Here is a 25,959-nt window from a genome sequence, read left to right as displayed (position 1 = left end):
CGTCCCCTTTCATCGCTTGCGCGCTTTGGGATCGAGGGCATCACGCAGGGCGTCGCCCAGCATGATGAAGCTCAGGACCGTGATGGACAGCGCGATGGCCGGGTAGAGCAGCGGCATCGGGTTGGACCGGAGCGATGACTGGGCGGCCTGGATGTCGTTGCCCCACGACATGACGCTCGGCGGCAGCCCGATGCCGAGGAAGGACAGGGTGGATTCGGCAACGATGAACGTGCCCAGTGAAATCGTGGCGACGACGATGATCGGCGCCAGCGCGTTCGGCAGGACGTGGCGCAGGAGCGCGCCGACCCTGGACACGCCCAGCGAGCGGGCCGCCATGACGAAGTCGGCGTTGCGGACCTCCAGCACGGCTCCGCGGGTGATGCGGGCGAGCTGCGGCCAGCCGAAGGTGGCCAGGATGACCACGAGGGTCCAGGCCGTCCGGTTCGCCCGGAACATCGGCAGCTGCATGACGACGATGGCGCCGAGGATCAGCGGCAGGGCGAAGAAGATGTCGTTGATGCGGGCCAGGATGGCGTCCACCCAGCCGCCGTAGTAGCCGGCGAGGGCACCGATGATGCCGCCGACCAGGAGGACAGCGAGGGTGGTGAACAGGCCCACCGTCACCGAGGAGCGGGTGCCGAAGATGACCCGTGCGTACACGTCGCAGCCCTGCTGGGTGTACCCCAGGGGGTGGCCGGCAGCCGGGCCGCCGTCGGAATTGGCCAGCTGGCAGGCCTCGGAGGACGGGTCGATCGGGGAGAAGAGACCCGGAAACAGGGACACAGCCATGACGACGAGGATGAGGAAGGCCGCAATCAGGAACAGCGGCTGCCGGCGCAGGTTCCGCCAGGCCTCGCCCCAGAGACTCAGCGGGGCGTTGTCCTCCCTGACCTTGTCGGTTGCCTGCAGCGGCGTCTCCGCCACGTCGGCGACGAAGTGTTCCATCTGGCGGCGTGCACGGACGGCGGGGGCGCCGTGCCTTGGGGTGTTGTTCTCAGGCGTCATAGCGGATCCTAGGGTCAAGCCACGCGTACAGCAGGTCAACGAGGAGGTTGGAGAGGCAGTAGATGAGGACCAGCACTGTGACGATGGAGACCACCGTGGGGCCTTCTCCCGTCAGCACGGCCCGGTAGAGCCGGTTGCCGACGCCGGGCACGTTGAAGATGCCTTCCGTCACGATGGCGCCGCCCATCAGGGTTCCCAGGTCCGCACCGAGGAAGGTGATGACGGGGATCAGCGAGTTGCGGAGGATGTGCACGCGGACGACGCGGAACCGGGACAGGCCCTTGGCTGACGCCGTGCGGACGTAGTCGGCGTTCATGTTCTCGAGGACGCTGGTGCGGGTCAGGCGCAGGACGTAGGCGAAGGAGGCCAGGCCGAGCACGATGGCCGGCAGGATCAGATCCTGGACCGTCGCGGCCGAGCTCACGGTCGGCTTGGCCCAGCCGAGCTGGACGCCGATGGTGAACTGCAGCAGGAAGCCGAGGACGAAGATCGGGATGCTGATGACGACCAGGGATGCCACCAGGACCGTGGCGTCGAAGAACCTGCCCTTGCGGAGGCCGGCGATGAGGCCGAAGACGATGCCGAAGACGGCTTCAAAGATCAGCGCCATGACGGCCAGGCGGGCCGTGACCGGGAAGACTTCGGCCAGCACCGCGGCGATGGGGCGCCCGGAGAAGTCCTGGCCCAGGTCAAAGGTGAAGATGCTCTTCAGATAGAGCAGGTATTGCATGAAGAACGGCTGGTCCAGGTGGTACTGGACCCTCAGCTTCGCCGCGACGGCCTCGTTGACCGGCTTGTCCCCGAAGAGCGCCGCGATGGGATCGCCGGGGAGGCTGAAGACCAGGAAGTAGACCAGCAGCGTGGCGCCGAGGAAAACGGGGATCAGTTGGAGGAAACGCTTGAGAATGTAGGTCGCCATCAGCGAAGCACACTCCCGTGGGCAGGCATCCTGTCCGGGGATGCGGTGGAGTTGTTCATCGAAGAACCTTTTCACTATGGGTGCAGGCCGACGCCGGTTCACTCACGGCGTGCGGCTTGCGAAAGTACACCCGGGGCCCGGGCCATGAGGAAAATGCGGAAGCAGGACGACGGCGGAGGCCCCGGACCGGGCAACCCCCGCCGTCGTCCGGTTGTTACTTGCCGGTGATGTTGTAGTACAGCGGAACGCCGTCCCAGCCGTAGTCAACGTTGGTCACCTTGTCGCTCCAGCCGCCCTGGGCGACCTGGTACCACAGGGGGATCGCCGGAAGATCCGTCAGGAGGATCTCCTGGGCCTTGTTCATGGCCTTGTTGCCGTCGCTGACGGACGAGGCGTTCAAACCGTCCGCGATGGTCTTGTCGAACACCGGGTTGGCGTACTTGGCGTCGTTGGCGCCGGCATCGGTCTTGTAGATCGGACCCAGGAAGTTGTACAGCGACGGGTAGTCCGCCTGCCAGCCGGAGCGGATGGCACCGGTGAGGGTCTTGGCGGTTGCGTCGTCGCGGGATTCCTTGAAGGTCGCGTACGGCTTGCCTTCGACCTTGATGCCGAGGGTGTTCTTGAGCTGGTTGACGACGGCTTCGACCCAGGCCTTGTGTCCGCCCTTGTCGGCGTTGTAGGCGATGGTGAACGTCTTGTCGGCGTCCCACTTCTGGATCGCGTCGGCCTTGGCCCAGGCGTCCTTGGCCTTGGCCGCATCGAACACCAGGTTCTCCGAGCCCGGGATCGAGGCGCTGTAGCCGTCAAGCACGGGAGCCGTGAAGTCCTTGGCGGGCTGGCGCGCGCCGCTGAAGATCACCTTGGTGATCTCGTCGCGGTTGATCGCCATCGAGATGGCCTGGCGGCGGAGCTTGCCTGCCTCGCCGCTCCACTCCGGCAGGTATTCCGGGATCGCGATGGTCTGGTTGCCGGCGTACGGCTTGTTGATGGTGCGGTCGCCGAGGTCAGACTTGAAGTTCTTCAGGGCGCTGGTGGGGATTACCTGCAGGACGTCCAGGTTGTTGGACAGCAGGTCCTGGTAGGCGGCGTCGTCGTTCTGGAAGATCTTGAACGTCACGCCGGCATTCTTGGGCTTGCGGGGACCGTTGTAGTCCGGGTTCGGAACGAGCTGGATCTGCACGTTGTGCTGCCAGCCGCCGTCGGCCATCTTGTACGGGCCGTTGCCGACAGGCTTCTCGCCGAAGGCCTTCGGGTCCTTGAGCGCACCGGAAGGGACCGGCACGAAGGCGGTGTAGCCAAGGCGCAACGGCCAGTCGGATTCCGGCTGCTTCAGCGCGACGGTGAAGGTCTGGTCGTCAACCACCTCCAGGCCTGACATGGTCTCGACGGTCGAGCCTTCCGCACTGGCCTCGTCGTAGCCCTTGATGCTCTCGAAGAAGCTGCCGCTGAGCTGCGCGTTCTTGGCGGCCGCGCCGAAGTTCCAGGAGTCGACGAACGTCTTGGCGGTGATAGCCTCGCCGTTGGTGAACTTCTGGTCCTTCTTGATCTTGATGGTGAAGTTCTGCCCGTCCTTGCCTTCAATGGATTCCGCCAGTTCATTGACGGGCTTGCCGCTGGGATCGTAGCTGACGAGGCCCGCGAACATCATCTGCATGACTTTGCCGCCGCCGACCTCGTTGGTGTCGGCCGGCATCAGCGGACGCTGCGGCTCGGAACCGTCCACAAGGATTACCTTGCTGGTGTCGCCGCCGGTGCTGCCGCCGCCGGCAGCCGGGGCGCCGGCACCGCATCCGGTCAGGGCAAGAGCGGCGATGGCCGCCATGCCCAGTGCTTTGGAAGTGCGCGAAAAACGCATTCCGCCTCCTGTGAGTTGTGGGAGTTCGTCAGGGAAAAACTCGTGTTCCGGGCAGGCCCGGCACAGGGATTTCCTGTGACGTGGCCTACATGTTGAAGTAGCCTAGCCGCAAAATGTCCGAATAGTGGAACTCTGTTGCCAAACCGTGATGCGATAAGGGCGTGAGCGTGAAGGCGGCCGGAAATGTATTTCACATCACATGCTACCCGCTGGTAGTATGCGCCGCGCGGGCCGTCCCCGTTATGACCCGTTAACTGGAAATGGCCCCTGGCAGGGGTCGGCCGCGGGGTCTAAGGGCGGGGTCCGCCGCCGGGCTTGGGGCCCTTTCGGGCAACGTGTTCCTTGCGGCCCGCGGTTACGTCCGGGCCCACTCCCAGAAGTTCCACCAGACACCGGTCTGGTTCGGCATGTACTTCACGCCGGTGATGCGGCTGCTGTACGCGTCGACGCCGACGCTCGCGTACAGCGGGAGGCCGTACGCGGAATCCCAGACCTTTTTGTCGATCTCCGTCAGGATCCCGTCCTGTTTGCTGCGGTCGGTGGTGACAACGAGTTCGTCCAGCAGCCGGTCGGTTTCCTGGTCGCTGAACCGGTTGTAGTTGGAGTCGCTGCCCGACCTGAAGACCTGCGGAACTCCGGAGACGCCGACGCCTGCGTTGCTCCAGCCGAACAGGGCGGCATCGTAGCCGCCCTTGCCCAGCGCGGCGCCCCAGTCGGATTTGCCGAGGCCGCCGTCGATGACCGTGAAGCCTGCCTTGGTGGCGGACTCCCGGATCAGCGAGTAGGCGTCGACGTTGTTGGGATTCTCCTTGTTGTACATGATGCGGACCGCCGGCGCGGCACCGTTCAGGAGCTTCCTGGCGCCCTCGATGTCCGTGTCCTGGTAGGCCGAGGAACCGTTGTTCCGGGCTGAGTCCTGGTATGCAGCCTGGTCCGGCAGGAAGAGCTGGGAGTCAAGCGGCTTCGCGTTAGGATCCAGCTTCCTGACGATCTTGTCGACGATGTCCTTGCGCGGGACGGCCTTCATGAATGCCTCGCGGACATCCTTGTCGGCAAACGGACCGCTGTAGTTCAGGTCGAGGTGTTCGTAGGCGAGCCGGCTGCCGCGGTCCAGCGTGACGCCCTGGCTTTCCAGCGCCTTGAGCTGCTCCACCGTTTCGGCGGAGGCCTGCGGCGCGATGATGTCCGCCCCGCCGTTCCTGAGCGCCTGGACCTGGGCCGCAGCGGAGCCGATGTAGCGGACGGTGATTTCGTCCAGTTTGGCTTCCGGACCCCAGTTGTAGTCCTTGTTCTTCACCATGGTCAACGACTCGTCCTGGTTGATGCTCCTGACGATGAACGGGCCGTTGGACAGGTACAGGCTCGGGTCAGCCGGCAGCGTCTTGGCATCAAAACCGGTGTTCCACAGCCCGGACAGGGCCTGCAGCCGGGCGTCGGCCGGCCTCGGCGCCTTGGAATCGCCGCGCGGGATGCCTTTGAGGAGCTCGATGAATGCCTTGGTGTCCCGCAGGCCGGCCTTCGCAGCGAGGACGTGGGCCGGGATGTCGATCCCTGGTCCGCCGAGCGCCGTTTCCCAGTCGGTAAAGGGGCGGGAGTACTTCACGGTCATGGACCGTCCGTCCGAGCCGAGTTCCGGGAAGCCGGTCAGAGCAAGGCCGGTCGGGCCGCCGGCGTAGGAGAAGTACGACGTTCCGGTCTTGGCTACCGGATCGGCGTCGTCGTAGTAGCCGGAGAAGGCGGCCCACTGCAGCAGGAGGTCGGCTGCGGTCACGGGGGTGCCGTCGGACCATTTGACGCCCTCATTGACCGTGTACCTGACGGTGAGCGGGTTGTCCGAGGTCTTCTCCATCCTGCCGAACTTGTCGTTGCGGACGATGTTCAGCTTGCTGTCGAGGTAGAAGAAGCCGGAGTGCGTGGCGTAGCTGACCTTAGAGTTGACGTCGACATTGCCTGCGGCCGTGTTGGGGTTGAACGTGCTGAAGGCGTTCACCTCCGCGACGGTCGCCGATCCGCCTGCCTTGCCTGCCGGGGCGCTCGTCGGGGTCGGGCCGCTGCTGCCGCCCGCGCAGCCGCTGAGGGCGAGGACGGCCGCTACTACCACGCCCACTGCTTTGGTGATACGACCCGAACGCATTCCGCCTCCATGTTTCTGTCAGGGGGAGAGGCCCGGGACCGTCAGCACCGGACAGTTGCCCACACTCCCCTGGCGGCAGCATGGCCCGTCTCATCTGGGATGAAGCGTAGCCGCAAACAGCCGGTTCACGAAGAAAGCCGAACCCGGGAGGGCCCCGGTTCAGAAAACCGGGGCCCTCGGGTGGATCCTTACAGGGTCAACTATTGGTCTGAATCGCGGGGCAATTCACACGTTGAAGCGGAACTCCACCGCGTTCCGTAGCGGAAAAACCTTAGGAAACTCGCCACAGGCTGGGGAACGCGTTGCGCGACGACGGCTCGGCGACTGAGCCGATTTGCGAGATCCCCGGCTGAGTGCCGACAGGAGCAAGGCTGACCGCCCTGCGGTGTATCCGCTGCTGGGATGCTCCGAGCGAATGCCCGGCCGGATGAATCGACCCACATTACGACGCACCGTGAACCCTGCCGGGACAGTTCCAGCCGTGTGATCAACGTCGACTCAGACTGCGGAGGCGGCAGGAGATCGCCATGCTCCACAATCGACGAGGGCAACCTTACGGCTCGTCGACGTAGCCAACACCGACGTCGCGGCATGCCGCGATCAATCGCTTGTCGCGCGTCCAAAGCCGAGCCCCGGCGACCAACGCGACCGCGCCCAGGAGATGCCCGTCCACTGCACTGAGACCGCGTCCCCAGAGTCGCCGACCGCTGACAAGCGTCATCACTTCCGCATGGCTCAGGACCGGGAACTGGCCCAGGCTTTCCAGGAGGTCCAGCACAACCTCGCGCTGCTTGATCGACCCGAGCGCCAACTCCTCGATCACGTATGGATGGCACCCAACCTCGTCGTCATCTAGGAGCGTGATGAGTCCGGGCTCGGATGCGCGCAGGTGGTCGATCCAGATCGAAGTGTCGACCAGGATCACGCGGCACCCTCTCGGCGTCGCGGCGCCGAGCTCGCGGAGCCGTCGGAGCCGCCCAGGGCTGCGAGCCGCCTGGCGCTCTCGACACGGATCAAAGTCGTCAGTCCGACGCGCAGGAGAGCTGATTTCTCGGTGATGCCCGTCAGTTCACTTGCCCGGGCCAGGAGCTCGTCGTCGATGTTCACCGTCGTCCTCATCAGAACCTCCTTCTAGCATCAAGAGTATCATCATATGATGCCGAAACAGATGATCAACGAGCCTCTGCCGCCAACGAAAACCACCCAGTTTTGCCAGGCTGCGTGACGCCCGAACGGAGCGGGATTACACGTTGAAGCGGAACTCCACGACGTCGCCGTCGGCCATGACGTATTCCTTGCCTTCGATCCGGACCTTGCCGCGGGCCTTCGCCTCCGCCATTGAGCCGGCATCGATCAGATCGTCGAAGGAGACGACTTCGGCCTTGATGAATCCGCGCTGGAAATCTGAGTGGATCACACCGGCCGCCTGCGGGGCGGTGTCCCCTCGGTGGATGGTCCACGCGCGGGTTTCCTTGGGGCCAGCCGTGAGGTAGGTCTGGAGTCCCAGGGTGTGGAATCCGACGCGGGCCAGCTGGTCCAGGCCTGATTCGTCCTGGCCGTTCATTTCCAGCATCTCGCGGGCTTCTTCCTCGTCCAGTTCAACAAGGTCGGATTCGAGCTTGGCATCCAGGAAGATGGCGTCCGCCGGGGCAACCATGGCCCGCAGTTCCTCCTGCTTTTCCGGGCTGCCCAGGATTCCCTCGTCGGCGTTGAAGACATAGATGAAGGGCTTGGCCGTCAGGAGGCTGAGCTCCTTGAGGTGCTCCATCTCCAGCTTGTCGCTCTTGACCGAGGAGAAGATCGTGTCGCCGCGCTCCAGCACGGCCTGTGCGGCCTTGATGGCCGCCAGCTCGGCAGCCTCGCGCTTCTTGATCTTGACTTCTTTTTCGATCCGGGGAATGGCATTTTCGATGGTCTGAAGGTCGGCCAGGATCAGCTCGGTGTTGATGGTCTCCATGTCCGAGCGGGGATCGACCTTGCCGTCGACATGGATGACGTCAGGGTCATCGAACACGCGGACAACCTGGGCGATGGCCTCGGCCTCACGGATGTTGGCCAGGAACTTGTTGCCCAGGCCTTCACCCTCCGACGCGCCTTTCACGATCCCGGCGATGTCCACGAAGGACACAGGGGCGGGCAGCAGCCGGGCGGAGCCGAAGATGCCGGCGAGCTTTGCAAGCCGGGGGTCGGGCAGGTTCACGACGCCGATGTTGGGCTCGATCGTGGCGAACGGATAGTTCGCCGCGAGCACCTGGTTCCGGGTCAGTGCATTGAAAAGAGTTGATTTGCCGACGTTGGGCAGTCCGACGATGCCAATAGTAAGAGCCACGGACATACATTCTACCCGCACGGGCCGGGAGCCCTGCCCTGCGGGCCGGGTCGCCTGTTGGGGCCGCAGTTGGGGAGGCCGTTGGGGCGGCAGCGCAAAACTGTCACAGGGGCATGCCAGAGTGAACTCATGGACGCTTTTGGACTTATTCTTGCCCTGCTCATGCTGCTCGTGGGCGCCATTGCCGGCGCCGCCGTCGCCTATCTGTTGCTCCGGCGCCGCTATCTGGCCGTGGAGCAGGACTTCGACGGCGTTTCGGCCCGGCTTTCCGAGGTCAGCGCCCAGTTTGCCGCGGCCGACGCCGAGCGGCGCCTTTTGGCGGCGCAGAACCGCGAGCTGGGCGAATCACGGAGCCAGGACGGCAGCGTGCTGCGTGCGCTGGCGCCGGTAGCGGAGAAGCTCACCGCCGTGCAGCAGCAGGTTTCGCTGCTGGAGCGGGACCGGCTGGAGCAGTACGGCCAGCTGGCCCAGCAGCTGCAGGAGGCGCGGCTGTCCGATGAGCAGCTCCTGCGCTCAACGCATGCCCTGGAATCGGCACTCCGTTCCAACAGCGCACGCGGCCAGTGGGGCGAGGTCCAGCTGCGGCGGGTGGTGGAAGCGGCCGGGATGCTGCGGCACGTCGATTTCCATGAGCAGGTGCAGAGCAGGCAGCTGCAGGGATCCGCCACGGAGAACAGCGTCCGGCCCGACCTCGTGGTGCAGCTGCCCGGGGACAAGCTGCTGGTTGTCGATGCGAAGGTCCCGCTGGCCTCCTATCTTGCGGCGCAGGAGCTGGGCTCGTCTGTCGACAGCCAGCAGGGCGGCCTGCAGCTCGGGCAGACGGCCAGCGGGCAGCAGGCGCACCTGGCTGCCCATGCGAAGGCCCTGAAGGCCCATGTGGATGCCTTGAGCACCAAGAAGTACTGGGACATCCCCGGCAACTCCCCCGAACTCGTGGTCTGCTTCCTGCCGGCGGAATCCATCCTCGCCGCCGCGCTGGCGGCGGACCCGGCCCTGCTGGACTACTCGCTGTCCAAGAATGTGGTCCTGGCCTCGCCCGGGACCTTGCTCGCGGTGCTGAAGTCGGTCGCCTTCACCTGGCGGCAGGATGTGCTGACCGACAGCGCCCGGGAGCTCTTTGAACTCGCCCGGCAGCTCTACGAGCGGATGGGCACGCTCGGCGAAAACGTGACCAAGCTCGGGTCCTCGCTGAAGACCTCGGTGGACCGCTACAACTCCCTGGTCGGCACGCTCGAGGCCCGGGTACTGCCGACGGCAAGGAAGCTCAATGCCCTCGAGTCCGCCGGGCTCATCACGCCCGCCTCCATCGAGGTGACGCCGCGTTCGGTGGCGGCCCCGGAGCTGCAGCCAGGGCACGACGCCGCGGAGTCCGCCGCTTAAGCGTGCTCGGCCGGGCGGGTTCCGCGGCCGCCGAGGGCCCGCGTGACGTCCCCGGCCTGCTTGAGGGTGGCCCGGAGCTCCTTGGGCAGGGAGAAGAGCAGGTCCTCCTCGGCCGTGACGACTTCCTCCACGGCGCCGTAACCGTAGTCGGCAAGGAGCCGCAGCACGTCCTTGACCAGAACCTCCGGGACGGAGGCTCCGGACGTCACGCCGACGGTGGCGACGCCCTCGAACCAGGCCTCGTCCACCTCGTTGGCGAAGTCGACACGGTAGGACGCCTTCGCCCCGTACTCCAGCGCCACCTCGACGAGGCGGACGGAGTTGGAGGAGTTGGCCGAACCCACCACGATCACGAGGTCCGCCTGCGGCGAGATCTTCTTGATGGCGACCTGGCGGTTGGTGGTGGCGTAACAGATGTCGTCGCTGGGCGGGTCCTGCAGGGTGGGGAAGCGTTCCTTCAGGAGCCTGACGGTCTCCATGGTCTCGTCCACGCTGAGGGTGGTCTGGGAAAGCCAGATGACCTTCTCGGGGTCCCGGACCGTGACCTTGTCGACCTCGTGCGGGCCGTTGATGATCTGGATGTGCTCGGGCGCCTCGCCGGCCGTCCCTTCGACTTCCTCGTGGCCGTCGTGGCCGATCAGCAGGATGTCGAAATCGTCCTTGGCGAAGCGGACCGCCTCCTTGTGCACCTTGGTCACGAGCGGGCAGGTGGCATCGATGGTCCGCAGGCCGCGGTCCTCCGCGGACTGGACCACCGCGGGCGAGACGCCGTGGGCGGAGAAGATCACGAGGGCGCCCTCGGGGACCTCGTCCGTTTCGTCAACGAAGATCGCCCCTTTTTCTTCAAGGGAGCTGACCACATGGACGTTGTGCACGATCTGCTTGCGCACGTAGACGGGCGGACCGTAATGTTCCAGGGCTTTTTCCACCGCGATGACGGCGCGGTCCACGCCGGCGCAGTAGCCGCGCGGTGCCGCGAGCAGCACCTTCTTCGGACCGGTGACGGGCGACGCGGCCAGCACATCTTCCGGTGAACGCCGCCGGCGCGGAACGGATGGCATCGGGATGGAGACTGCGGTGGAGGTCATCCTTCAATGCTACCGGTGTTCAAAGACGCCAGTTTTTGGGCTCCCGCCGGTGTTCAAAGCCGGGGTTCCGCCGGTGTTCAAAGCCGGGGTTCCGCCGGAGTTCAAAGCCGGGGTTCCGCCGGAGTTCAGGCGGTGTTCAGGCCCGGCGGCCGCCGACGGCGCGAAGCAGCAGTCCGACGACCAGCAGGACCCCGCCTGCCAGCGCAACCGTCAGGATCCACTGCCCGAAAATGCCAGCGGACGCCGACGCAAACTCGCGCGTGAATATGTCGGCCATCTCGTTGCCGCTGGAGGTCCCGGCCAGGGCGCCGCCGCCGGCATCTGCGGCCAGCTTCCATGCCCCGGCCAGCACCAGCGCGCCCGCCCCGGTCCCCGCCAGGACGGTCCACCGGCGCCGCGCGGCGACCAGGGCCAGCAGGAAGGCGATCGCGGCTCCGATGGCCACGGCATAGCCCATCGGCGCGTACGCCGCGACCCTCTCGACGGCCTGGCGCTGGTTGGACTGCCCGATGTGGATCAGCACCTGCTCCGGTGCCGCGAGCGGCAGGTTCGTGGCGTCCGACACCTCCTTCGCGACGAGTCCGACCAGCGGTGCGACGTCGAGCGTCAGCGCGGTGGCGCCGGCGGCCTCCGGCGGCAGGGTGCCGGGATTGGCGAAGGTGAGCCGGTGGCTCCTGCGCAGCGTTTCCGCCCAGGCACCGGGGTACCCGGGCATCCCGGTCAGGGACTGGGCCGCCTTGTCCAGGATCGGCCGGGCCAGTTCGGCGACGGCTTCAGGGATCCGGTCCGCGCCGCCGAGGCTTCCGACGGCGGCGGTGGCGAGCCTGCGCTGGAAAACGGGGTCCTGGCCCAGCGGCGCGGCCAGCGCGACGAAACCGTCTTCCCGGACGATGTTCCGGTCAACCCAGATTGCGGGAACAGCGACAGCCGCCATCAGGAGCCCGATGAGCACAGCAGCGGCCGAGACAAAAGTACGCAAGACAGAGTCCTAGGAAGTCGGAGGGATACTGCCATCCTACGGGTGCTGGCCCGGCGGGCTATAACGTCCGGCCCTGGTGGTAAAGCAATGGATAGAGTTGAAACAGACAAGTTCCAGCTGTCGGCCTGTGCCCCCTCCTGAGGAAACCCTGGGAAACGTACCTGCTGGCGGCTCCGCCCCGGCAAAGGAAACCAACGCAAATGCACACCGCACCCTCCGCCACCGGGTACAGGCATGTCTGAGGACCTGGCGGCGGCCACCACGCTCCCCGCCACGGCAGCGGAAACCAGCCCGGACAACCCCTGGCCGCTGCAGCTGCTGTCCCAGAAACTCAAGATGCACATCGACCGCGCACCCTCGGCCTGGGTTGAGGGCCAGGTCATCGAGCTGAACCGGCGCGGCGGCAACGCCTACCTGACCCTGCGGGACATCGACGCGGAAATTTCGCTGCCGGCATCGGTCTGGACCAATGTGCTGGACCGCCAGCAGACCCCGCTGGAACGGGGCTCCCGCGTGGTGGCCCTGCTCAAGGCCGAGTTCTGGCTCAAGACCGGACGGCTGAGCATGTCGGTGAAGGACATCCGGCCGGTGGGCCTCGGAGATCTCCTTGCCCGGATCGAACGGCTGCGCCAGGCCCTCGCGGCGGAGGGCCTGTTCTCGGACGCCCGCAAGAAACGGCTCCCCCTGCTCCCCCACCGGATCGGCCTGATCACCGGCCGCGACTCGGACGCCAAGAAGGACGTGCTGCGCAACGCGGCCCTGCGCTGGCCCGCCGTCGAATTCGAGATCCGCGAGGTCGCGGTCCAGGGCAACACCGCCGTCGCGCAGATCATCGCCGCGCTGCAGGAGCTTGACGCCCACCCCGTCGTTGACGTCATCGTGATCACCCGCGGCGGCGGAGCCCTGGAGGACCTGCTGCCGTTCAGCAACGAGGAGCTCATCCGGGCCGTGTCCGACGCCGCCACGCCGGTGGTGAGCGCGATCGGCCATGAGGCGGACCGGCCGATCCTCGACGACGTGGCAGACCTCCGGGCTTCGACGCCCACCGACGCCGCCAAGAGGATCGTTCCGGACGTCGTGGAGGAGCTCACCCGGGTGCGGCAGGCGCGGGACCATCTCCGCCGCGGCGTCACCCGGCTCGTGGAGCGGGAAACCGACCGGCTGGCCGCGCTGCGCTCCCGTCCGGTGCTGGCCTCCCCCGAAGTCATGGTCGGCACCCGGCTCGACGACGTCGAACGGCTCAAGGGCCGCTCCCATGCGGCCATCAACACCGCGGTGGTGCGGGCCGCGGACCAGCTGGTCCATCTCCGGGCGCAGGTCCGTGCACTGTCGCCGCAGAAGACCCTCGACCGTGGTTACGCCGTCGTGCAGCTCAGCGACGGGGAGTCACCGGTCCCCGGGACGCGCCGGGAGGTTGTCCGGCACCCCTCGCAGGCGCCGGCCGGAACCCCGCTGACGGTCCGCGTGGCCGGCGGCAGGTTCACCGCACAGTCCACCGGCGGCCAGGACCCCGCCGACAGCTGAACCGGCGGAACCCCGCCTGAATATTCCACCCTGAGCTTTCCATCAGAATGACCCGTCCCCGGGATGAAGCCAATAAACAAGGAGCACCACATGGCAGCAGAAACGAAGCCGAACGCCGATATCGACGCGCTGAGCTACGAGGACGCCCGCGAACAGCTTGTCGGCATCGTGGGCAGGCTGGAAGCCGGTGGCGCCAGCCTGGAGGAGTCCCTGGCGCTGTGGGAGCGGGGCGAGGCGCTGGCCAAGCGCTGTGAACAGTGGCTGGAAGGCGCCCGGAAGCGCCTGTCCGCCGCCCGGGACCAGGCCGCGCAGGACGGCTGAACCGGCGGACGGCCGCAGCCTGGCCGGCCGTCCGCGACCTGTCCGGCGGTAGCCGGCCGGCCGGTCAGGAGCGTTCGACCAGGTCCCGCTCCAGTTCTACGTCAAGGTCCGGGGCGGGCCACTGCAGCTTGAGGCCCTCCAGCGCGTCGAGCAGCAAGTGCTGCACGGCGATGCGGGCGTACCATTTCTTGTTGGCCGGAACCACGTGCCAGGGAGCCAGCTCGGAATTCGTCTTGTCGAAGGCCTTCTGGTAGGCGTCCATGTAGTCGTCCCAGAATGCCCGTTCCTTGAGGTCGTTGCTGCTGTACTTCCAGTGCTTGGCGGGGTCATCCAGCCGGGCCAGCAGCCGCGCCTTCTGTTCCTCGCGGCTGATGTTGAGCATGACTTTGACGATCCTGGTGCCCGCCGCCGTCTGCCTGGCCTCGAATTCGTTGATGGCGGAGTACCGCCGCTCGAGTTCTTCCGGGCTGGCCCAGCGGTGGACGCGGTGGATCAGGACATCCTCGTAGTGGGAGCGGTCAAAGACCCCCACGGCGCCGGCGGGCGGCACTTCCTTTTCGATCCGCCAGAGGAAGTCGTAGGACTTTTCCTCCGGGGTGGGCGCCTTGAAAGACCTGAGTTTGACCCCCTGCGGGTTCATCGCGCCCACGACGTGCTTGATGATTCCGCCCTTGCCTGCCGTGTCCATGGCCTGCAGGATGAGCAGGATGCGCTTGGTGCCGCCATACAGGGACTGGGCGAAGAGCCTTTCCTGCAGCCCCGCGAGTTTCTCATCCAGGTCGCCGAGCAGGAGCTCGCCGTCGGACTTGCCCCCCGGATAGCCGGGCGTTTCGTCCGGATCCGCGGCCTTGAGGCTGAACCCTTTCCCCACCTTGAGGAGGTCCGAGGGACGGTCCTTGAATTTCACGTCGTCTGCCATGCACTTGCCTCTTTCCGGATCACGAAGCGCCCCGCGACGAGGACACGGGACAGCAGGACAACGGCGCGGGCAAATCTCCCGTGCCGCGCTGCTGCCCCCAGACTAGTTGCCCTTGTAGCGGCTCAGGAAGTCCGCCATGCGGCCGATTGCCTCCTCGATGTCCTTGACGAGCGGCAGGGTGACCATGCGGAAATGGTCCGGCCGGACCCAGTTGAAGGCGCGGCCGTGGGAGACCAGGATCTTCTGCTCCCGGAGCAGGTCCAGGACGAACTTCTCGTCATCGCGGATGTGGTAGACCTCGGGATCCAGCTTCGGGAACAGGTACATCGCCCCGCGGGCCTGCTGGGTGCTGACGCCCGGGATGGCGTTGAGCATGTCGTAGGCCTTGTTCCGCTGTTCCAGCAGGCGTCCGCCCGGGAGGATCAGGTCCTGGATGCTCTGGTAGCCGCCGAGGGCCGTCTGGATGGCGTGCTGCGCGGGCACGTTGGCGCACAGGCGCATGTTGGCCAGCAGGTTGATGCCTTCGAGGTAATCCGCGGCATCCTTCTTCGGCCCCGAGATGGCCATCCAGCCCGCCCGGTAGCCGCACACCCGGTAGGCCTTGGACAGGCCGCTGAAGGTCAGGCAGAGCACGTCGTCGCCGGTGAGGCTGGCCATGTTCACGTGCACGGCGTCCTCGTACAGGATCTTCTCGTAGATCTCATCGGCGAACAGCACCAGCCCGTGCTTCTCGGCCAGCGCCACGATCTTCTTCAGCGTGCTTTCCGGGTAGACCGCGCCGGTGGGATTGTTGGGGTTGATCACCACGATGCCCTTGGTGCGCGGGGTGATCTTGGCTTCCAGGTCCTCGAGGTCGGGCTGCCAGCCGGACTCCTCGTCGCACAGGTAGTGCACGGGCCTGCCGCTGGCCAGGGCCACGGAGGCGGTCCACAGCGGGTAGTCCGGGGCAGGAATCAGGACTTCGTCGCCGTCGTCGAGCAACGCCATCAGCGACATCGTGATGAGCTCGCTCACGCCGTTGCCCAGGTAGATGTCGTCGACATGGATGTTCTGGATCCCGCGCGTCTGGTAGTACTGCGAGACGGCGGTGCGGGCAGAGAATATGCCGCGGGAGTCGCTGTAGCCCTGGGCGTGCGGCAGATGGCGGATCATGTCCACCAGGATCGCGTCCGGGGCTTCGAACCCGAAAGGGGCCGGGTTGCCGATGTTCAGTTTGAGGATGCGGTGACCCTCTGCCTCCATCTGCTGGGCGGCCTGAAGAATCGGTCCACGGATGTCGTAGAGGACATTATGAAGCTTGGTGGACTGCTTGAATTCTGCCATCCATCAAATATGCCATATCGGGGATGTACTTCCGTGAGACATCACTCACAGACACGGCGACGGCGGGCCGAGCCGCGGGGGCCCGGCGCCGCCGTCGCGCATCCAGCGCCGTGGGCGCTACTTCACGAGCCCCTTGTCCTTGAGCCACGCGGCCGCGGCATCCTTGGGGTTCTGCTTCTGGGTGCCGCTGACGGCCCGGTTGAGGTTGATCAGGTCATCGGTGGTGAGGATCCTGGACACGGCGTTGAGGGCGTCCTTCGCCTTGTCCGTCATCTTGGCCTTGTTGTACAGGGGCAGGACCTGCTGGGCGATGAAGTTGTTCTTCGGGTCCTCCAGCACCACGAGGTCGTTGTCCGCAATGGACGGGGTGGTGGTGTAGATATCGGCCACCTGGACCTGGTCCGAAAGCAGTGCCTTGAGCGTGACGGCGCCGCCGCCGTCGCTGAACGGCTCAAGCTTCTTGGGCTCGCAGCCGTAGTTCTTCTTCAGTCCCGGCAGTCCGTAGGCGCGCTCGGCGAAGGTCGCCGGCGCACCCACCACGATCTGGCTGCAGACCTTGGCCAGGTCCTCGATGGACTTCAGCTGGTACTTCTCCGCGGTGGCCTTGGTGACCACCATGGCGTCCTTGTCCTCGGCCTTGGCGGCATCGAGCACGGCGAGGCCCTCGGGGAGTTTGGCCGGGAGCGCCTTGGCGATGTCCGCGGCCGAGACCTCCGTGGCGTCCTTGTTCACGTGCAGCAGCAGGTTGCCGCTGTAGTCGGGGATGACGTCCACCGACCCGTCCTGCACGGCCTTGAAGTACACCTCGCGAGAACCGATGTTGGGCTTGGTGCTGGCGGTCACGCCCGCGGCGTTCAGCGCCCCGGCATAGACCTCGGCGATGATCTGGCTCTCGGGGAAATCGGCCGAACCGACGACGAGGGCCCCGCCGGATCCGGTCGATGCACCGCCCGTGGCGGGGGCCGAGGACAGCGGATTGGATGAGCCTCCGCAGGCGGACAGGGCCAGCGCCAGTCCTACGCCGGCGGCCAGGCCACCGAATGCGCGCCTGCCAAGTGCCCGTGGGCGGGATTCCTTCATGACATACCTCCTTTAACAACAGCCTCCGCGGTCACGGGGTCTGTGAGATCAACCGCAGCCTGCTGGCTCCGGTTCGACTGGGACGAGGCCCCCGGTGACAGGAACAGCCTCTGGAAAAGTGCCAGGAGAAGGTCGACGGCGATGGCGAGGCCCGCGATGAGCAGCGAACCGCCGAGCATCTGCGGGAAGTCGGAGAGCACGAGGCCGTCGAACAGGTAACGGCCCAGGCCGCCGAGGTTGATGTAGGCCACCACCGAGACGGTGGCGATCACCTGGAGCACCCCGGTCCGGAACCCGCCGAACATCACCGGCAGCGCGTTGGGGAATTCGGCGCGGAAGAGCACCTGGAGTTCGGTCATGCCCATGGCCCGGGCGGCGTCCACGACGTTCCGGTCGACACTGGAGATTCCCGCGTAGGTGCCGGCGAGCAGGGGCGGGACGGTGAGGATCACGAGGGCCCAGATCGGCGGCATGAGCCCGATCCCGGCCAGCAGGACGAAGAGGGTGAGCAGTCCCAGGGTGGGCAGGGCGCGGAGGGCGCCCGCGAGGGCCACGACGGCGACCCTCCCGCGCCCGGTGTGCCCCACGTACAGGCCGATCGGAATGGCGATGGCGGTGGCGATCAGCATGACGAGCCCCGTGTACTGCAGGTGTTCGGCCAGCCGTGCCGGGACCCCGGCGGCGCCGGCCCAGTGGGCCGGGTCGGCGAGCCAGTCGAAGGTGTCCGTGACGACGTTGCTCATGCGCCGCCGCCTCCGGCCTGTGCGTCTGAAAACCGCGTTGCCGCGGCGGCAGGGCCGGTCCTGCCAGGGCCGGTCTTGCCGGGGCCGGCCTTGCCGGGGCTCGCGCCGGAACCTGCGTGGGGCCTTGCTGCCGCGCCGCCGGGTGCCGCGCCGGCCCGCGTCCACGGGGTCAGCAGCCGCTCCAGCAGCACCAGGACGGCGTCCATCAGGAGAGCGAGGATCAGGATGGCGATGATGCCCACCACCACCTCGGTGACGAAGTCGCGCTGCAGGCCGGAGGTGAAGAGCAGGCCGAGGTTCCCGATTCCGAGCAGCGCGGCGACGCTCACGAGCGAGATGTTGCTGACCGAGACCACCCGCAGGCCGGCAAACATCACGGGCAGGGACAGCGGGAGGTCGATCTGGAGGAAACGGGCGACGGGTTTGAACCCCATCGCGACCGCGGCCTGGCGGAGATCCTCATCCACGGAATCAAACGCATCCAGGGCCGCACGGACCAGCAGGGCGACGGCGTAGATGGTCAGTGCCACCACCACGTTGACGGGGTCCAGGATCCGCGTGCCGATGATGGTGGGCAGGATGATGAAGAGCGCCAGGGAGGGGATCGTATAGAGCAGTGAGGACGCCGTCACGACCACCGAACGCAGGGCCTTGTTCTGCCGGGCGAACTGGGCAAGCGGGATCGAGATCAGCAGGCCGAAAACCATCGGGAGGACGGCCAGCGCGAGGTGCTGGCCGGCCAGCGTGAAGACCTGCCCGCTGTTGGCCAGGAACCAGTCCATCAGAGCGCGCCCTGGCGGACACGGCGGCCGGCTTCAATCACGGCCAGCACTTCGGCGGCCTGGATCACGCCGGCCACCCTGCCCTCCGCGTCAACGGCGACGCCGAGGCCCGACGGCGAGGACAGCGCGGCGTCCAGCGCCCGCCGGAGGGTCTCACCCTTGCGGAACAGGGACCCGCCCGGAACCATCACCGGGCCGGCTCCCGTGGCGCGGCCCGGACCCGCCCAGCCAAGCGGGCGCCGCCCGGCGTCGACCACCAGCTTCCAGCCGTCGTTCCAGTTGCCGTCCGGCGGGCCGCCGTCGTGCTCGAGCTCCGCGGGGGTGAGGGTGCTGACCTCATGGATGGTGACGCCGTCGGAGGGGCTGAACGCGAGATGCCGGAACCCGCGGTCCCGGCCCACGAAGGACGCCACGAAGTCGTTGGCCGGGGCGCGCAGGATCTCCTCGGGAGTGGCGTACTGCGCCAGTTTTCCGCCGACGCCGAACACGGCCACCTTGTCCCCCAGGACCGTGGCCTCGTCAATGTCATGGGTGACGAAGACAATGGTCTTGGCCAGGTCCCGCTGCAGGCGGAGGAGTTCCTTCTGCAGTTCGTCGCGCACCACCGGGTCCACGGCGCTGAACGGCTCGTCCATGAGGAGCACGGGCGGATCTGCCGCCAGCGCCCTTGCCACTCCCACGCGCTGCTGCTGGCCGCCGGAGAGCTGGGAGGGATACCGCTTGCCGAGCGAGGGCGCCAGCCCGACGACCTCAAGCAGCTCCTGGGCGCGCCTGCGGGCGTCCGTCCTGGACACCCCGTTGAGCCGGGGGACGGTGGCGATGTTGTCCAGCACGGAACGGTGCGGCATCAACCCGGAGGACTGCATCACGTAGCCCATGGACCGCCGCAGCCTGGCCGCGGGCACCGAGGTCACGTCCTCCCCGCCCACGGTGATGGTTCCCGACGTCGGCTCGACCATGCGGTTGATCATCCGCAGCGAGGTGGTCTTTCCGCAGCCCGAGGGGCCGACGAAGACGGTGATGGCGCCCTGGTCGATGGACATGGTCAGGTCATCCACGGCAGGCTGCCCGCCCTGGTACCGCTTCGTGACGCTCTGGAACTCGATCATGGCTTCAGCCATTTCCGGCCTTACCTAACTGTTGGCGGCAACATCGGACGGTCCAGCCAACTGATCATAGGCCTGCTGATTTTTGGCTGTAAAGACAGGTAAGGGCCCGCGTCAGGAAAGTTTGCCGTCCAGCGGCCGTTCGCGGTAAAGCCGCAGGGCGGCGTCCACCAGCGAGACCCGGTTCAGTTCCGCCACCTCCGCGAGCGGGATCCAGGCCGCATGCGTGGTGCTGCCGTTCACCTCGTGGCGCAGCTCCCCGCCGGTAATCCTCGCCTCATAGACCAGGCGCAGCGACTGGAAGTCCCGCTCGCCGCCGTCGATCCGGATCTCGGCGGGCCAGTGCCCGACGTCGATGCCCAGCATGGTGCCGATTTCCGCGTGGTATCCGGTTTCCTCGTAGATCTCCCGGCGGCACCCGTCCACCGGGTGCTCGGCCAGGTCCAGGCCTCCGCCGGGGAGGGTCCAGCCCTCTTTTCCGCCCTGTTTCCAGTACGCCAGCAGGATGGAGCCGTCGCGGATGATGACGGCGTAGGCGGCCGGGCGGGTATCGAAGTTCAGGCTCATCAGACCAGCGTAGCCGGGTCCTCAGCCCTGTTCGGCCACGAGCTGGAGCACACCGAAGACGGGCTCCCGGTCCAGGACCCGGACATCGCTGATGCCCGCGGCGGCCAGTGCCGCGCGGAACGAGTCCTGCAGGCGCGGAACGTTCATACCGAGTCCGCCGCCGAGGATCACGGGGCCGTCGATGCCGAGTTGCCTGACAGTCTGCTCCGCGAGCCCGGCCAGGTCGCGGCCGGCGTGGTCCACGAGTTCCCGGCTCGCGGAGTGGCCGGCGGCGGCAGCGTCGACCACGAGCCGGGCCCGCTCGGCCCAGTACCGGCGTCCGGTGGCCGGTGAATGGAAGAGCGCGATCAGTTTGTTGGGCTCATCCACCCCGCAGGAGTCCAGCAGCGCCGTGGTCAGTTCGTCCGGTTCCAGCCCCTGGTTCATCCGGCGCAGGCTGTGGCGGACCGCCTCGCGGCCCAGCCAGTAGCCGCTGCCCTCGTCGCCCAGGAGATAGCCCCAGCCGCCGGCGCGGGCCTCCTCGCCGAGGCTGTTCCGGCCCCAGGCCGCCGATCCCGTGCCGCCGATCACGGCGACGCCGGTGCTGGCGCCCCCGGCGGCCAGCAGGAGCCGCGAATCGTGGACCACGGTGATCCGGGCGCCCGGGGCATGGGGGGCGATCAGCGCGGCGAGCGCCGCCGCGTCATCCTCGGTGTCGATGCCGCCGGCTCCGGCGTACACCCGGGACACGGCTCCCCCGCCGATCCTGGCGAACAGCTCCGCGAGGTGGCGGGCCGCCTCCTCGCGGCTGACGTTCTGGACGTTCGAGCTTCCCACCGACTCGTCGGCGGCCGGTATGCCGTCCTCGAACCGCACACCGCGGGTCTTCGTCCCGCCGATGTCCAGGCCAATCACGACGCCGGCGACTCCTCCGCCGGCGGGGCCGGGCATCGCAGCGCCGGCAGGGCCGGGCCCCGCAGCACCTGCAGGGCCGGACCCCGGCGCCGGGGTGGACGATGAGGACCGGGCAGGGCGCGCCGGCGGGATGTCAGAATGGGTCATCAGAACAGCCTACTGAATCGCCCCCAGGAGCCAGCCATGCCGCATGCCCTCTTCGGTACCCGCATCATTGCGGCCCCCATGGCCGGCGGGACGTCCACCCCGGCCTTCGTCGGCGCCGTGCACGCCGCCGGCGGCCTGGGGTTCCTCGCCGCCGGCTACAAGAGTGTCGAGGCCATGCAGGCGGAGATCCGCAGCACCCGGGCCGCCGGGGTGCGCTTCGGGATGAACCTCTTCGTCCCGGACCGGGCCCAGCTGGAGCCGTCCGCCGCCCTGAGGGCGCTGCTGGCGGAGTACAGGTCCCGGCTGCAGGCGGATGCCAAACGTTACGGTGTGGAGCTCCCGCCGATCCGGCTCGACGACGACGACGCCTGGCAGGATAAGGTCGCGGCGCTGCTGGAGGACCCGGTGGAGCTGGTCAGTTTCACGTTCGGGCTGCCGGGTCCGGACGTGGTGCGCGCGCTCCGGCGGGCCGGCTCCGCGGTGATCGCCACCGTCACCACCCCGGCCGAAGCGCTGGAGGCCGCCGGGCAGGGCGTCGACGCGCTCGTGGTCCAGCACGTGAGCGCCGGAGGCCACAGCGCGGCGTTCCAGCCGGGCGCCGGCGGTGGCGGCCCGGGTGGCGGCCAGCCGGGCACGACGGCGGAGCTGGTCGCCCGGGTGCGGTCCGCCGTCGGACTCCCCTTGGCCGCTGCCGGCGGGGTGATGGACCGGGCAGACGTGGACGCCGCAGTGGCTGCGGGAGCGCAGGCTGCCCAGCTGGGCACCGCGTTCCTCCGGACGGATGAGAGCGGCGCCCGGCAGCTGCACAAGGACGCCCTGGCCAGCCCGCACTTCTCAGAGACGCAGCTCACCGCCGCTTTCACCGGCCGGCAGGCCCGGGCACTGGTCAACGAGTTCGTCCGGGACCACGCCGATGCCCCGGAGGTCTATCCGGCCGTCCACCACCTGACCGCCCCGCTGCGTGCGGCGGCGGCGGCCGCCGGGGACCCGGAGCGGCTGAACCTCTGGGCCGGCACGGGCTGGCAGCGGGCGCAGTCCGGCCCGGTCGCCGGCATCCTGGCGGGGCTGCTGGCGGACGACTGACCGTGCGGATGACGTCCCGCCGCCGGCCCCGGGCGCACGGTGCCCCGGGCTCGCCGCCGGGCTCGCCGGAAAGCTGCGGGGTCGCCGCACGCTTCCGGCGACCCCGCAGGGTTTCCGGCGAATTGGCCGCACGGCTCCTCGCGCGGCGCCGTGGGCGGTCAGCTTCCCGAGCGTTCGCGCACGAATCCGGCCAGCAGCGCCGGCCCCTCGGTGAGCACGAGTTCCCGGAACAGGCGCAGCGCGTCAGGCTCGGCGTCGGCTCCGCCCGGGCGTTCCCGCCAGGCCACGCCGATCTCGCGGAAGGCCAGGGCTGACTCCAGCGGGATCTCCACCCAGCCCAGGTCGCCCTGCCGCTCCGCCGTGTGGCGGCCGGGCGCCAGGCCTCCGGGCGGCAGGATGCTGACGCCGAGTCCGGCCGAGACGAGGCCGCGGACCGTGTGGGTATCCTGGCTTTCGAAGGCGATGCGGGGCCGGAACCCGGCTTCCCGGAACAGGGCATCGGTCAGCGAGCGCATCCCGTAGCCGGGTCCGAGCGCCACGAACGGATCCTGCCGGACATCGGCCAGCTTCGCGCCCGCGCGTCCCGCCAGAGGATGGCGGTGATGCACGACGAGCCGCAGCGGTTCCCGGTACAGGGCTGCCGAGGCGATCCTCCGGCCGGGTGCCGCGACGGGAGCTGTCAGGGCCAGGTCGGCGGCGCCCGCGGCCAGCTCCGCGAGGCAGCCGTCCCTGGCACCCTGGCTGAGGTCGAAGGCCGTCTGCGGGTGCCGGTTCCGGAAGGCGCTGATCAGCAGCGGCAGGGTCGCCTCGCCGAACGTGTGCTGGAAGGACACGGCGATTCTGCCCCGCACCACGTCCGACTCGTGCCGGACCAGGTCAAGTCCGGCCTGGAATCCGGCCAGCGCGGCCTCGATGTGGGGCAGGAGGGCCCTGGCCGCGGGCGTCAGCCGCACCCCCCGCCCGTCCCGGACCAGCAGTTCGGTGCCCACGATGGCACTCGCACGGGAGACGGCCCGGCTGACCGTCGACTGCGGCAGTCCCAGCACCTCGGCGGTGGCCGTGACGTGCTGGGTGCGCCCGAGCTCGGCCAGCAGCGGCAGGAGCGGCAGCAGCTGCACGAGTTGTTTGTGTTCCACGTCCATGCCCCGGCCCGCCCCTCGGTCGTTGTCCATCGTCCTGCACCGTCCTGAACCGTTGCAAATTACAGATTGATTCTATGGAAATCATGCATTGGATGCATACCTCAGGAAGGATCTAGTCTGGAGGCATGCCCCGCTTTCCCAGACAGCACGGACCCGCCCCGACGTTCCAGCCCGGGGCAACCGGTTGGGCCGGACATCCGAAGGGGTCCGCGGCGTACCGGAGGATCCTTGCCGGACTGGCCTTCGCCGGCGTCGCGACGTTCGCCCAGCTGTATTCCACCCAGGCGGTGCTGCCCATCATGGCGGCGGACCTGCAGGTCACGGCGGCCGAAGCGGCGCTGACCATTTCCCTCGCGACGGTGGGACTGGCGGTGACGGTGCTGCCGTGGTCGTTCCTGGCCGACCGGATCGGCCGGGTCCGGGCCATGATGTGGGGCATCTGCGCCGCGACCGTCCTGGGGCTGCTGGTCCCGCTGGCCTCCAGCTTCCCGCTGCTCCTGGGCCTGCGGATGCTCGAGGGCATGGCGCTGGGCGGCATCCCGGCCATCGCGATCGCCTACCTCAATGAGGAGGTCAACAAGGCCCACGCCGCCATGGCCGCCGGAAGCTACGTCGCCGGCACAACCCTGGGCGGGCTCGCCGGGCGCCTCGTGGCCGGCGTCGTCGGAGAACTGTGGGGCTGGCGGGCCGCCGCCCTGGCGGTCTCCATCCTGGCCGCCGCCGCTGCTGTCCTGTTCCTGGTCCTCGTGCCGCAGGCCCGGGGATTCGCGGCAGCGTCCGCCAGCGGCTTCCGCGGGGCGCTCCGGACCCTCGCGGGGCACGCCGGGAATCCGCGGCTGCTGGCCCTGTACATCCAGGCCTTCCTGCTGATGGGCGGCTTCGTGGCCGTCTACAACTACCTGGGCTTCCGCCTTTCCGGCGAGCCTTTCAGCCTGCCGGCCACCGCCATCAGCCTGATCTTCCTGGCCTACCTCTCCGGAACGGTCTCCTCCCGCTGGGCCGGCGGGCTGACCCTCAGGTTCGGCCGGCGCACCGTCCTGATCTCCGGGACCGTCCTCATGGTGGCCGGCCTCGCCCTGACCCTGACCCAGGTGCTGGCCCTCATCCTCGCGGGCCTGCTGCTGTTCACCGGCGGCTTCTTCGCGGCGCACAGCATCGGCGCGGGCTGGACCGGAGTCATTGCCACGACGGGCCGGGCGCAGGCGGCCTCGCTCTACAACCTCGCCTACTACCTGGGCTCCAGCGTCATCGGCTGGGCCGGCGGCCTGGTCTTCCAGTCGCTTGGCTGGACCGCCCTCGCCCTCGCCGTGATCGGGCTGGCGTGCACGACGGCGGTGATCACCGCCGTCGTGCATCCCGCCGCCGGCGCCCCGAAACCGGTTCCGGGCAGCTAGCGCGTGGCCTCGATGGCCTGGACGAGATCGGCCACGATGTCAGAGGGATCCTCGAGTCCCACCGACATGCGCAGCAGGCTGGCGTTCGGCCTGGCGTCGGCCGCCACCGGGCGGTGGGTCAGCCCGGCCGGGTGCTGGATCAGGGTGTCGATACCGCCGAGCGAGACGGCGTGCGTGATCCATCCGACGGCTGAGGGGATCCGCTCGGCGTGCTCGGCGCCGGCAAGCTCGAACGCCACGAGGGAACCCGGGCCGGACATCTGTGTGCCGACCAGGCCCTGCGGATCGCACTCCGGCAGGCCCGGGTAGTAGACACGCTGCACCAGTCCATGTTCGGCCAGGGCGGCGGCGACCTTCTGCGCGCCGGCCTGCTGGGCGCGCACGCGGACGGGCAGCGTCGCCAGTCCCCGGTGCAGCAGGTACGCCGGCCACGGGGTCAGGATGCCCCCTGTGACAGCCCGGATCCGGCGCAGCCTGCTGGTCCATTCGGGGCCGGCGGCCACCACGCCGCCCATCGCGTCACCGTGCCCGCCGAGGAACTTCGTGGCACTGTGCATCACCATGGCGGCGCCATGCCTGAAGGGCTGCTGCAGGACCGGGCTGGCAAAGGTGTTGTCCACCAGCAGCGGGACGCCGTCGGCCGCAGCGGCCACCCGGGCGATGTCCACCAGCTCCAGGCTGGGGTTCGCCGGCGTTTCCAGGACCACCAGGCCGGTGTCCGGCCGCAGCGCACCATGGACGCCTTCCGGCGTCGTGAAGGTGACCTCGTTGCCCAGCACGCCCGAGGCCAGCAGATGGTCGCTGCCGCCATACAAGGGCCGCACCGCCACCACGTGTTTCCTGCCGGTCGCCACCACGGCGAGCAGCACGGCGCTGAGCGCGGCCATGCCGGTGGCAAAGGCCACCGCCTCGGGGGCGTCTTCGAGGACGGCGACGCCCTCTTCGAAGCGGGCCACGGTGGGGTTCCACAGGCGCTGGTAGACGGTGCTCTGGCCCTCCAGATGCGTTCCGCCGGCGGCCATGTGCTCGTAGGCCAGGCCGCCGTCGTGCACGGAGGACAGCGGCGCCGTGGTGGAGAGGTCGATGGGCACCGCATGTACGCCCAGTGCGGTGAGTCCGTTGCGGCCGGCGTGGACGGCCAGCGTGTCGTGAGATAGCACGTTGCTCCTTATGAATATTCGCCCTTGAATACGCCCAGTATCTGGCAATAATTCGGGATCTTACAGAGCTTGTAAATGGAACTGC

The 25,959-nt window shown here is 68.0% G+C and carries 24 protein-coding genes; 5 read left to right on the top strand and 19 right to left on the bottom strand.

The features are described 5' to 3' along the window. Positions 1–9: 9 nt before the first annotated feature. From ACQCSZ_RS03355 to ychF, 7 genes are all read right to left on the bottom strand, one after another. Positions 10–1,005, bottom strand: coding sequence for an ABC transporter permease (locus tag ACQCSZ_RS03355; RefSeq protein WP_427006689.1), 996 nt, complete (start codon positions 1,003–1,005; stop codon positions 10–12). Further along, on the bottom strand, positions 995–1,924 hold the full coding sequence (locus ACQCSZ_RS03350) for an ABC transporter permease (protein ID WP_211880772.1): 930 nt from the start codon (positions 1,922–1,924) through the stop codon (positions 995–997). The genes ACQCSZ_RS03355 and ACQCSZ_RS03350 overlap by 11 nt, the downstream gene beginning before the upstream one ends. A 214-nt stretch (positions 1,925–2,138) precedes the next feature. After that, positions 2,139–3,779, bottom strand: coding sequence for a peptide ABC transporter substrate-binding protein (locus ACQCSZ_RS03345; protein ID WP_427006688.1), 1,641 nt, complete (start codon positions 3,777–3,779; stop codon positions 2,139–2,141). A 355-nt stretch (positions 3,780–4,134) separates the two neighbouring features. Beyond that, positions 4,135–5,913, bottom strand: a complete 1,779-nt coding sequence (locus ACQCSZ_RS03340) for an ABC transporter family substrate-binding protein (protein WP_427006687.1) — start codon at positions 5,911–5,913, stop codon at positions 4,135–4,137. A 553-nt stretch (positions 5,914–6,466) separates the two neighbouring features. Beyond that, positions 6,467–6,838: a type II toxin-antitoxin system VapC family toxin gene (locus ACQCSZ_RS03335; protein WP_427006686.1), complete on the bottom strand. Its 372-nt coding sequence runs from the start codon at positions 6,836–6,838 to the stop codon at positions 6,467–6,469. After that, positions 6,835–7,032, bottom strand: coding sequence for a type II toxin-antitoxin system VapB family antitoxin (locus tag ACQCSZ_RS03330; RefSeq protein WP_427006685.1), 198 nt, complete (start codon positions 7,030–7,032; stop codon positions 6,835–6,837). The genes ACQCSZ_RS03335 and ACQCSZ_RS03330 overlap by 4 nt, the downstream gene beginning before the upstream one ends. A gap of 124 nt (positions 7,033–7,156) precedes the next feature. Continuing rightward, on the bottom strand, positions 7,157–8,242 hold the full coding sequence (ychF, locus tag ACQCSZ_RS03325) for a redox-regulated ATPase YchF (protein ID WP_427006684.1): 1,086 nt from the start codon (positions 8,240–8,242) through the stop codon (positions 7,157–7,159). Between the two features lie 129 nt (positions 8,243–8,371). On the opposite strand from ychF, the gene ACQCSZ_RS03320 reads away from it, so the two are divergent. Further along, positions 8,372–9,622: a DNA recombination protein RmuC gene (locus tag ACQCSZ_RS03320; protein ID WP_427006683.1), complete on the top strand. Its 1,251-nt coding sequence runs from the start codon at positions 8,372–8,374 to the stop codon at positions 9,620–9,622. Here the strand turns inward: ACQCSZ_RS03320 and ACQCSZ_RS03315 are convergent. Continuing rightward, positions 9,619–10,710 (bottom strand): 4-hydroxy-3-methylbut-2-enyl diphosphate reductase, encoded by a 1,092-nt coding sequence (locus tag ACQCSZ_RS03315; RefSeq protein ID WP_427006682.1) that lies wholly within the window; start codon positions 10,708–10,710, stop codon positions 9,619–9,621. The two genes, ACQCSZ_RS03320 and ACQCSZ_RS03315, sit on opposite strands and share 4 nt — an antisense overlap. Before the next feature lie 136 nt (positions 10,711–10,846). Beyond that, a complete protein-coding gene (locus tag ACQCSZ_RS03310; RefSeq protein WP_427006681.1) occupies positions 10,847–11,689 on the bottom strand; it encodes a hypothetical protein in 843 nt (280 codons plus the stop codon). A 234-nt stretch (positions 11,690–11,923) separates the two neighbouring features. On the opposite strand from ACQCSZ_RS03310, the gene xseA reads away from it, so the two are divergent. Further along, positions 11,924–13,213 carry an exodeoxyribonuclease VII large subunit gene (xseA, locus tag ACQCSZ_RS03305; protein ID WP_427006680.1) on the top strand — a complete coding sequence of 430 codons (1,290 nt, stop codon included), beginning with the start codon at positions 11,924–11,926 and terminating at the stop codon, positions 13,211–13,213. A gap of 90 nt (positions 13,214–13,303) precedes the next feature. After that, a complete protein-coding gene (locus tag ACQCSZ_RS03300; protein ID WP_211880762.1) occupies positions 13,304–13,534 on the top strand; it encodes an exodeoxyribonuclease VII small subunit in 231 nt (76 codons plus the stop codon). A 64-nt stretch (positions 13,535–13,598) separates the two neighbouring features. Here ACQCSZ_RS03300 and ACQCSZ_RS03295 read toward each other — a convergent pair whose 3' ends face one another. From ACQCSZ_RS03295 to ACQCSZ_RS03260, 8 genes are all read right to left on the bottom strand, one after another. Then, positions 13,599–14,453, bottom strand: coding sequence for a PPK2 family polyphosphate kinase (locus tag ACQCSZ_RS03295; RefSeq protein ID WP_427006679.1), 855 nt, complete (start codon positions 14,451–14,453; stop codon positions 13,599–13,601). 102 nt (positions 14,454–14,555) lie between these two features. Then, positions 14,556–15,776: a pyridoxal phosphate-dependent aminotransferase gene (locus ACQCSZ_RS03290; RefSeq protein ID WP_427006678.1), complete on the bottom strand. Its 1,221-nt coding sequence runs from the start codon at positions 15,774–15,776 to the stop codon at positions 14,556–14,558. 117 nt (positions 15,777–15,893) lie between these two features. Beyond that, positions 15,894–16,856, bottom strand: coding sequence for an ABC transporter substrate-binding protein (locus ACQCSZ_RS03285; RefSeq protein WP_427006677.1), 963 nt, complete (start codon positions 16,854–16,856; stop codon positions 15,894–15,896). Further along, positions 16,853–17,599 (bottom strand): ABC transporter permease, encoded by a 747-nt coding sequence (locus tag ACQCSZ_RS03280; RefSeq protein ID WP_427006676.1) that lies wholly within the window; start codon positions 17,597–17,599, stop codon positions 16,853–16,855. Before ACQCSZ_RS03280 ends, ACQCSZ_RS03285 begins: the two co-directional genes overlap by 4 nt. Next, a complete protein-coding gene (locus tag ACQCSZ_RS03275) occupies positions 17,596–18,381 on the bottom strand; it encodes an ABC transporter permease (RefSeq protein ID WP_427006675.1) in 786 nt (261 codons plus the stop codon). Before ACQCSZ_RS03275 ends, ACQCSZ_RS03280 begins: the two co-directional genes overlap by 4 nt. Continuing rightward, entirely contained in the window at positions 18,381–19,502 is a 1,122-nt protein-coding gene (locus tag ACQCSZ_RS03270) for an ABC transporter ATP-binding protein (RefSeq protein ID WP_427006674.1), read from the bottom strand. The genes ACQCSZ_RS03275 and ACQCSZ_RS03270 overlap by 1 nt, the downstream gene beginning before the upstream one ends. Positions 19,503–19,601: 99 nt before the next feature. After that, complete coding sequence (locus ACQCSZ_RS03265; RefSeq protein WP_427006673.1) at positions 19,602–20,054, bottom strand: NUDIX hydrolase; 453 nt, start codon at positions 20,052–20,054, stop codon at positions 19,602–19,604. Between the two features lie 21 nt (positions 20,055–20,075). After that, on the bottom strand, positions 20,076–20,984 hold the full coding sequence (locus ACQCSZ_RS03260; protein WP_427008477.1) for an N-acetylglucosamine kinase: 909 nt from the start codon (positions 20,982–20,984) through the stop codon (positions 20,076–20,078). A gap of 147 nt (positions 20,985–21,131) precedes the next feature. Between ACQCSZ_RS03260 and ACQCSZ_RS03255 the strand changes: the two genes are divergently transcribed. Then, the gene (locus tag ACQCSZ_RS03255; RefSeq protein ID WP_427006672.1) at positions 21,132–22,178 is read left to right on the top strand and encodes a nitronate monooxygenase; all 1,047 of its coding nucleotides are present in this window, start codon (positions 21,132–21,134) and stop codon (positions 22,176–22,178) included. A 158-nt stretch (positions 22,179–22,336) separates the two neighbouring features. Here ACQCSZ_RS03255 and ACQCSZ_RS03250 read toward each other — a convergent pair whose 3' ends face one another. After that, entirely contained in the window at positions 22,337–23,320 is a 984-nt protein-coding gene (locus ACQCSZ_RS03250; protein ID WP_427008476.1) for a LysR family transcriptional regulator, read from the bottom strand. Between the two features lie 125 nt (positions 23,321–23,445). Here ACQCSZ_RS03250 and ACQCSZ_RS03245 point away from each other — a divergent pair, with 125 nt between their 5' ends. Then, complete coding sequence (locus ACQCSZ_RS03245; protein ID WP_427006671.1) at positions 23,446–24,714, top strand: MFS transporter; 1,269 nt, start codon at positions 23,446–23,448, stop codon at positions 24,712–24,714. Here the strand turns inward: ACQCSZ_RS03245 and ACQCSZ_RS03240 are convergent. Further along, entirely contained in the window at positions 24,711–25,874 is a 1,164-nt protein-coding gene (locus ACQCSZ_RS03240) for a trans-sulfuration enzyme family protein (RefSeq protein ID WP_427006670.1), read from the bottom strand. The two genes, ACQCSZ_RS03245 and ACQCSZ_RS03240, sit on opposite strands and share 4 nt — an antisense overlap. Positions 25,875–25,959 lie beyond the last annotated feature (85 nt).

Origin of the sequence: Pseudarthrobacter sp. H2 (assembly GCF_050157045.1) — a bacterium.
Classification (GTDB): Bacteria; Actinomycetota; Actinomycetes; order Actinomycetales; family Micrococcaceae; genus Arthrobacter.
The sequence above is the reverse complement of the archived record's forward strand: the minus strand, read 5'-3'. Positions and strand labels throughout refer to the sequence as shown.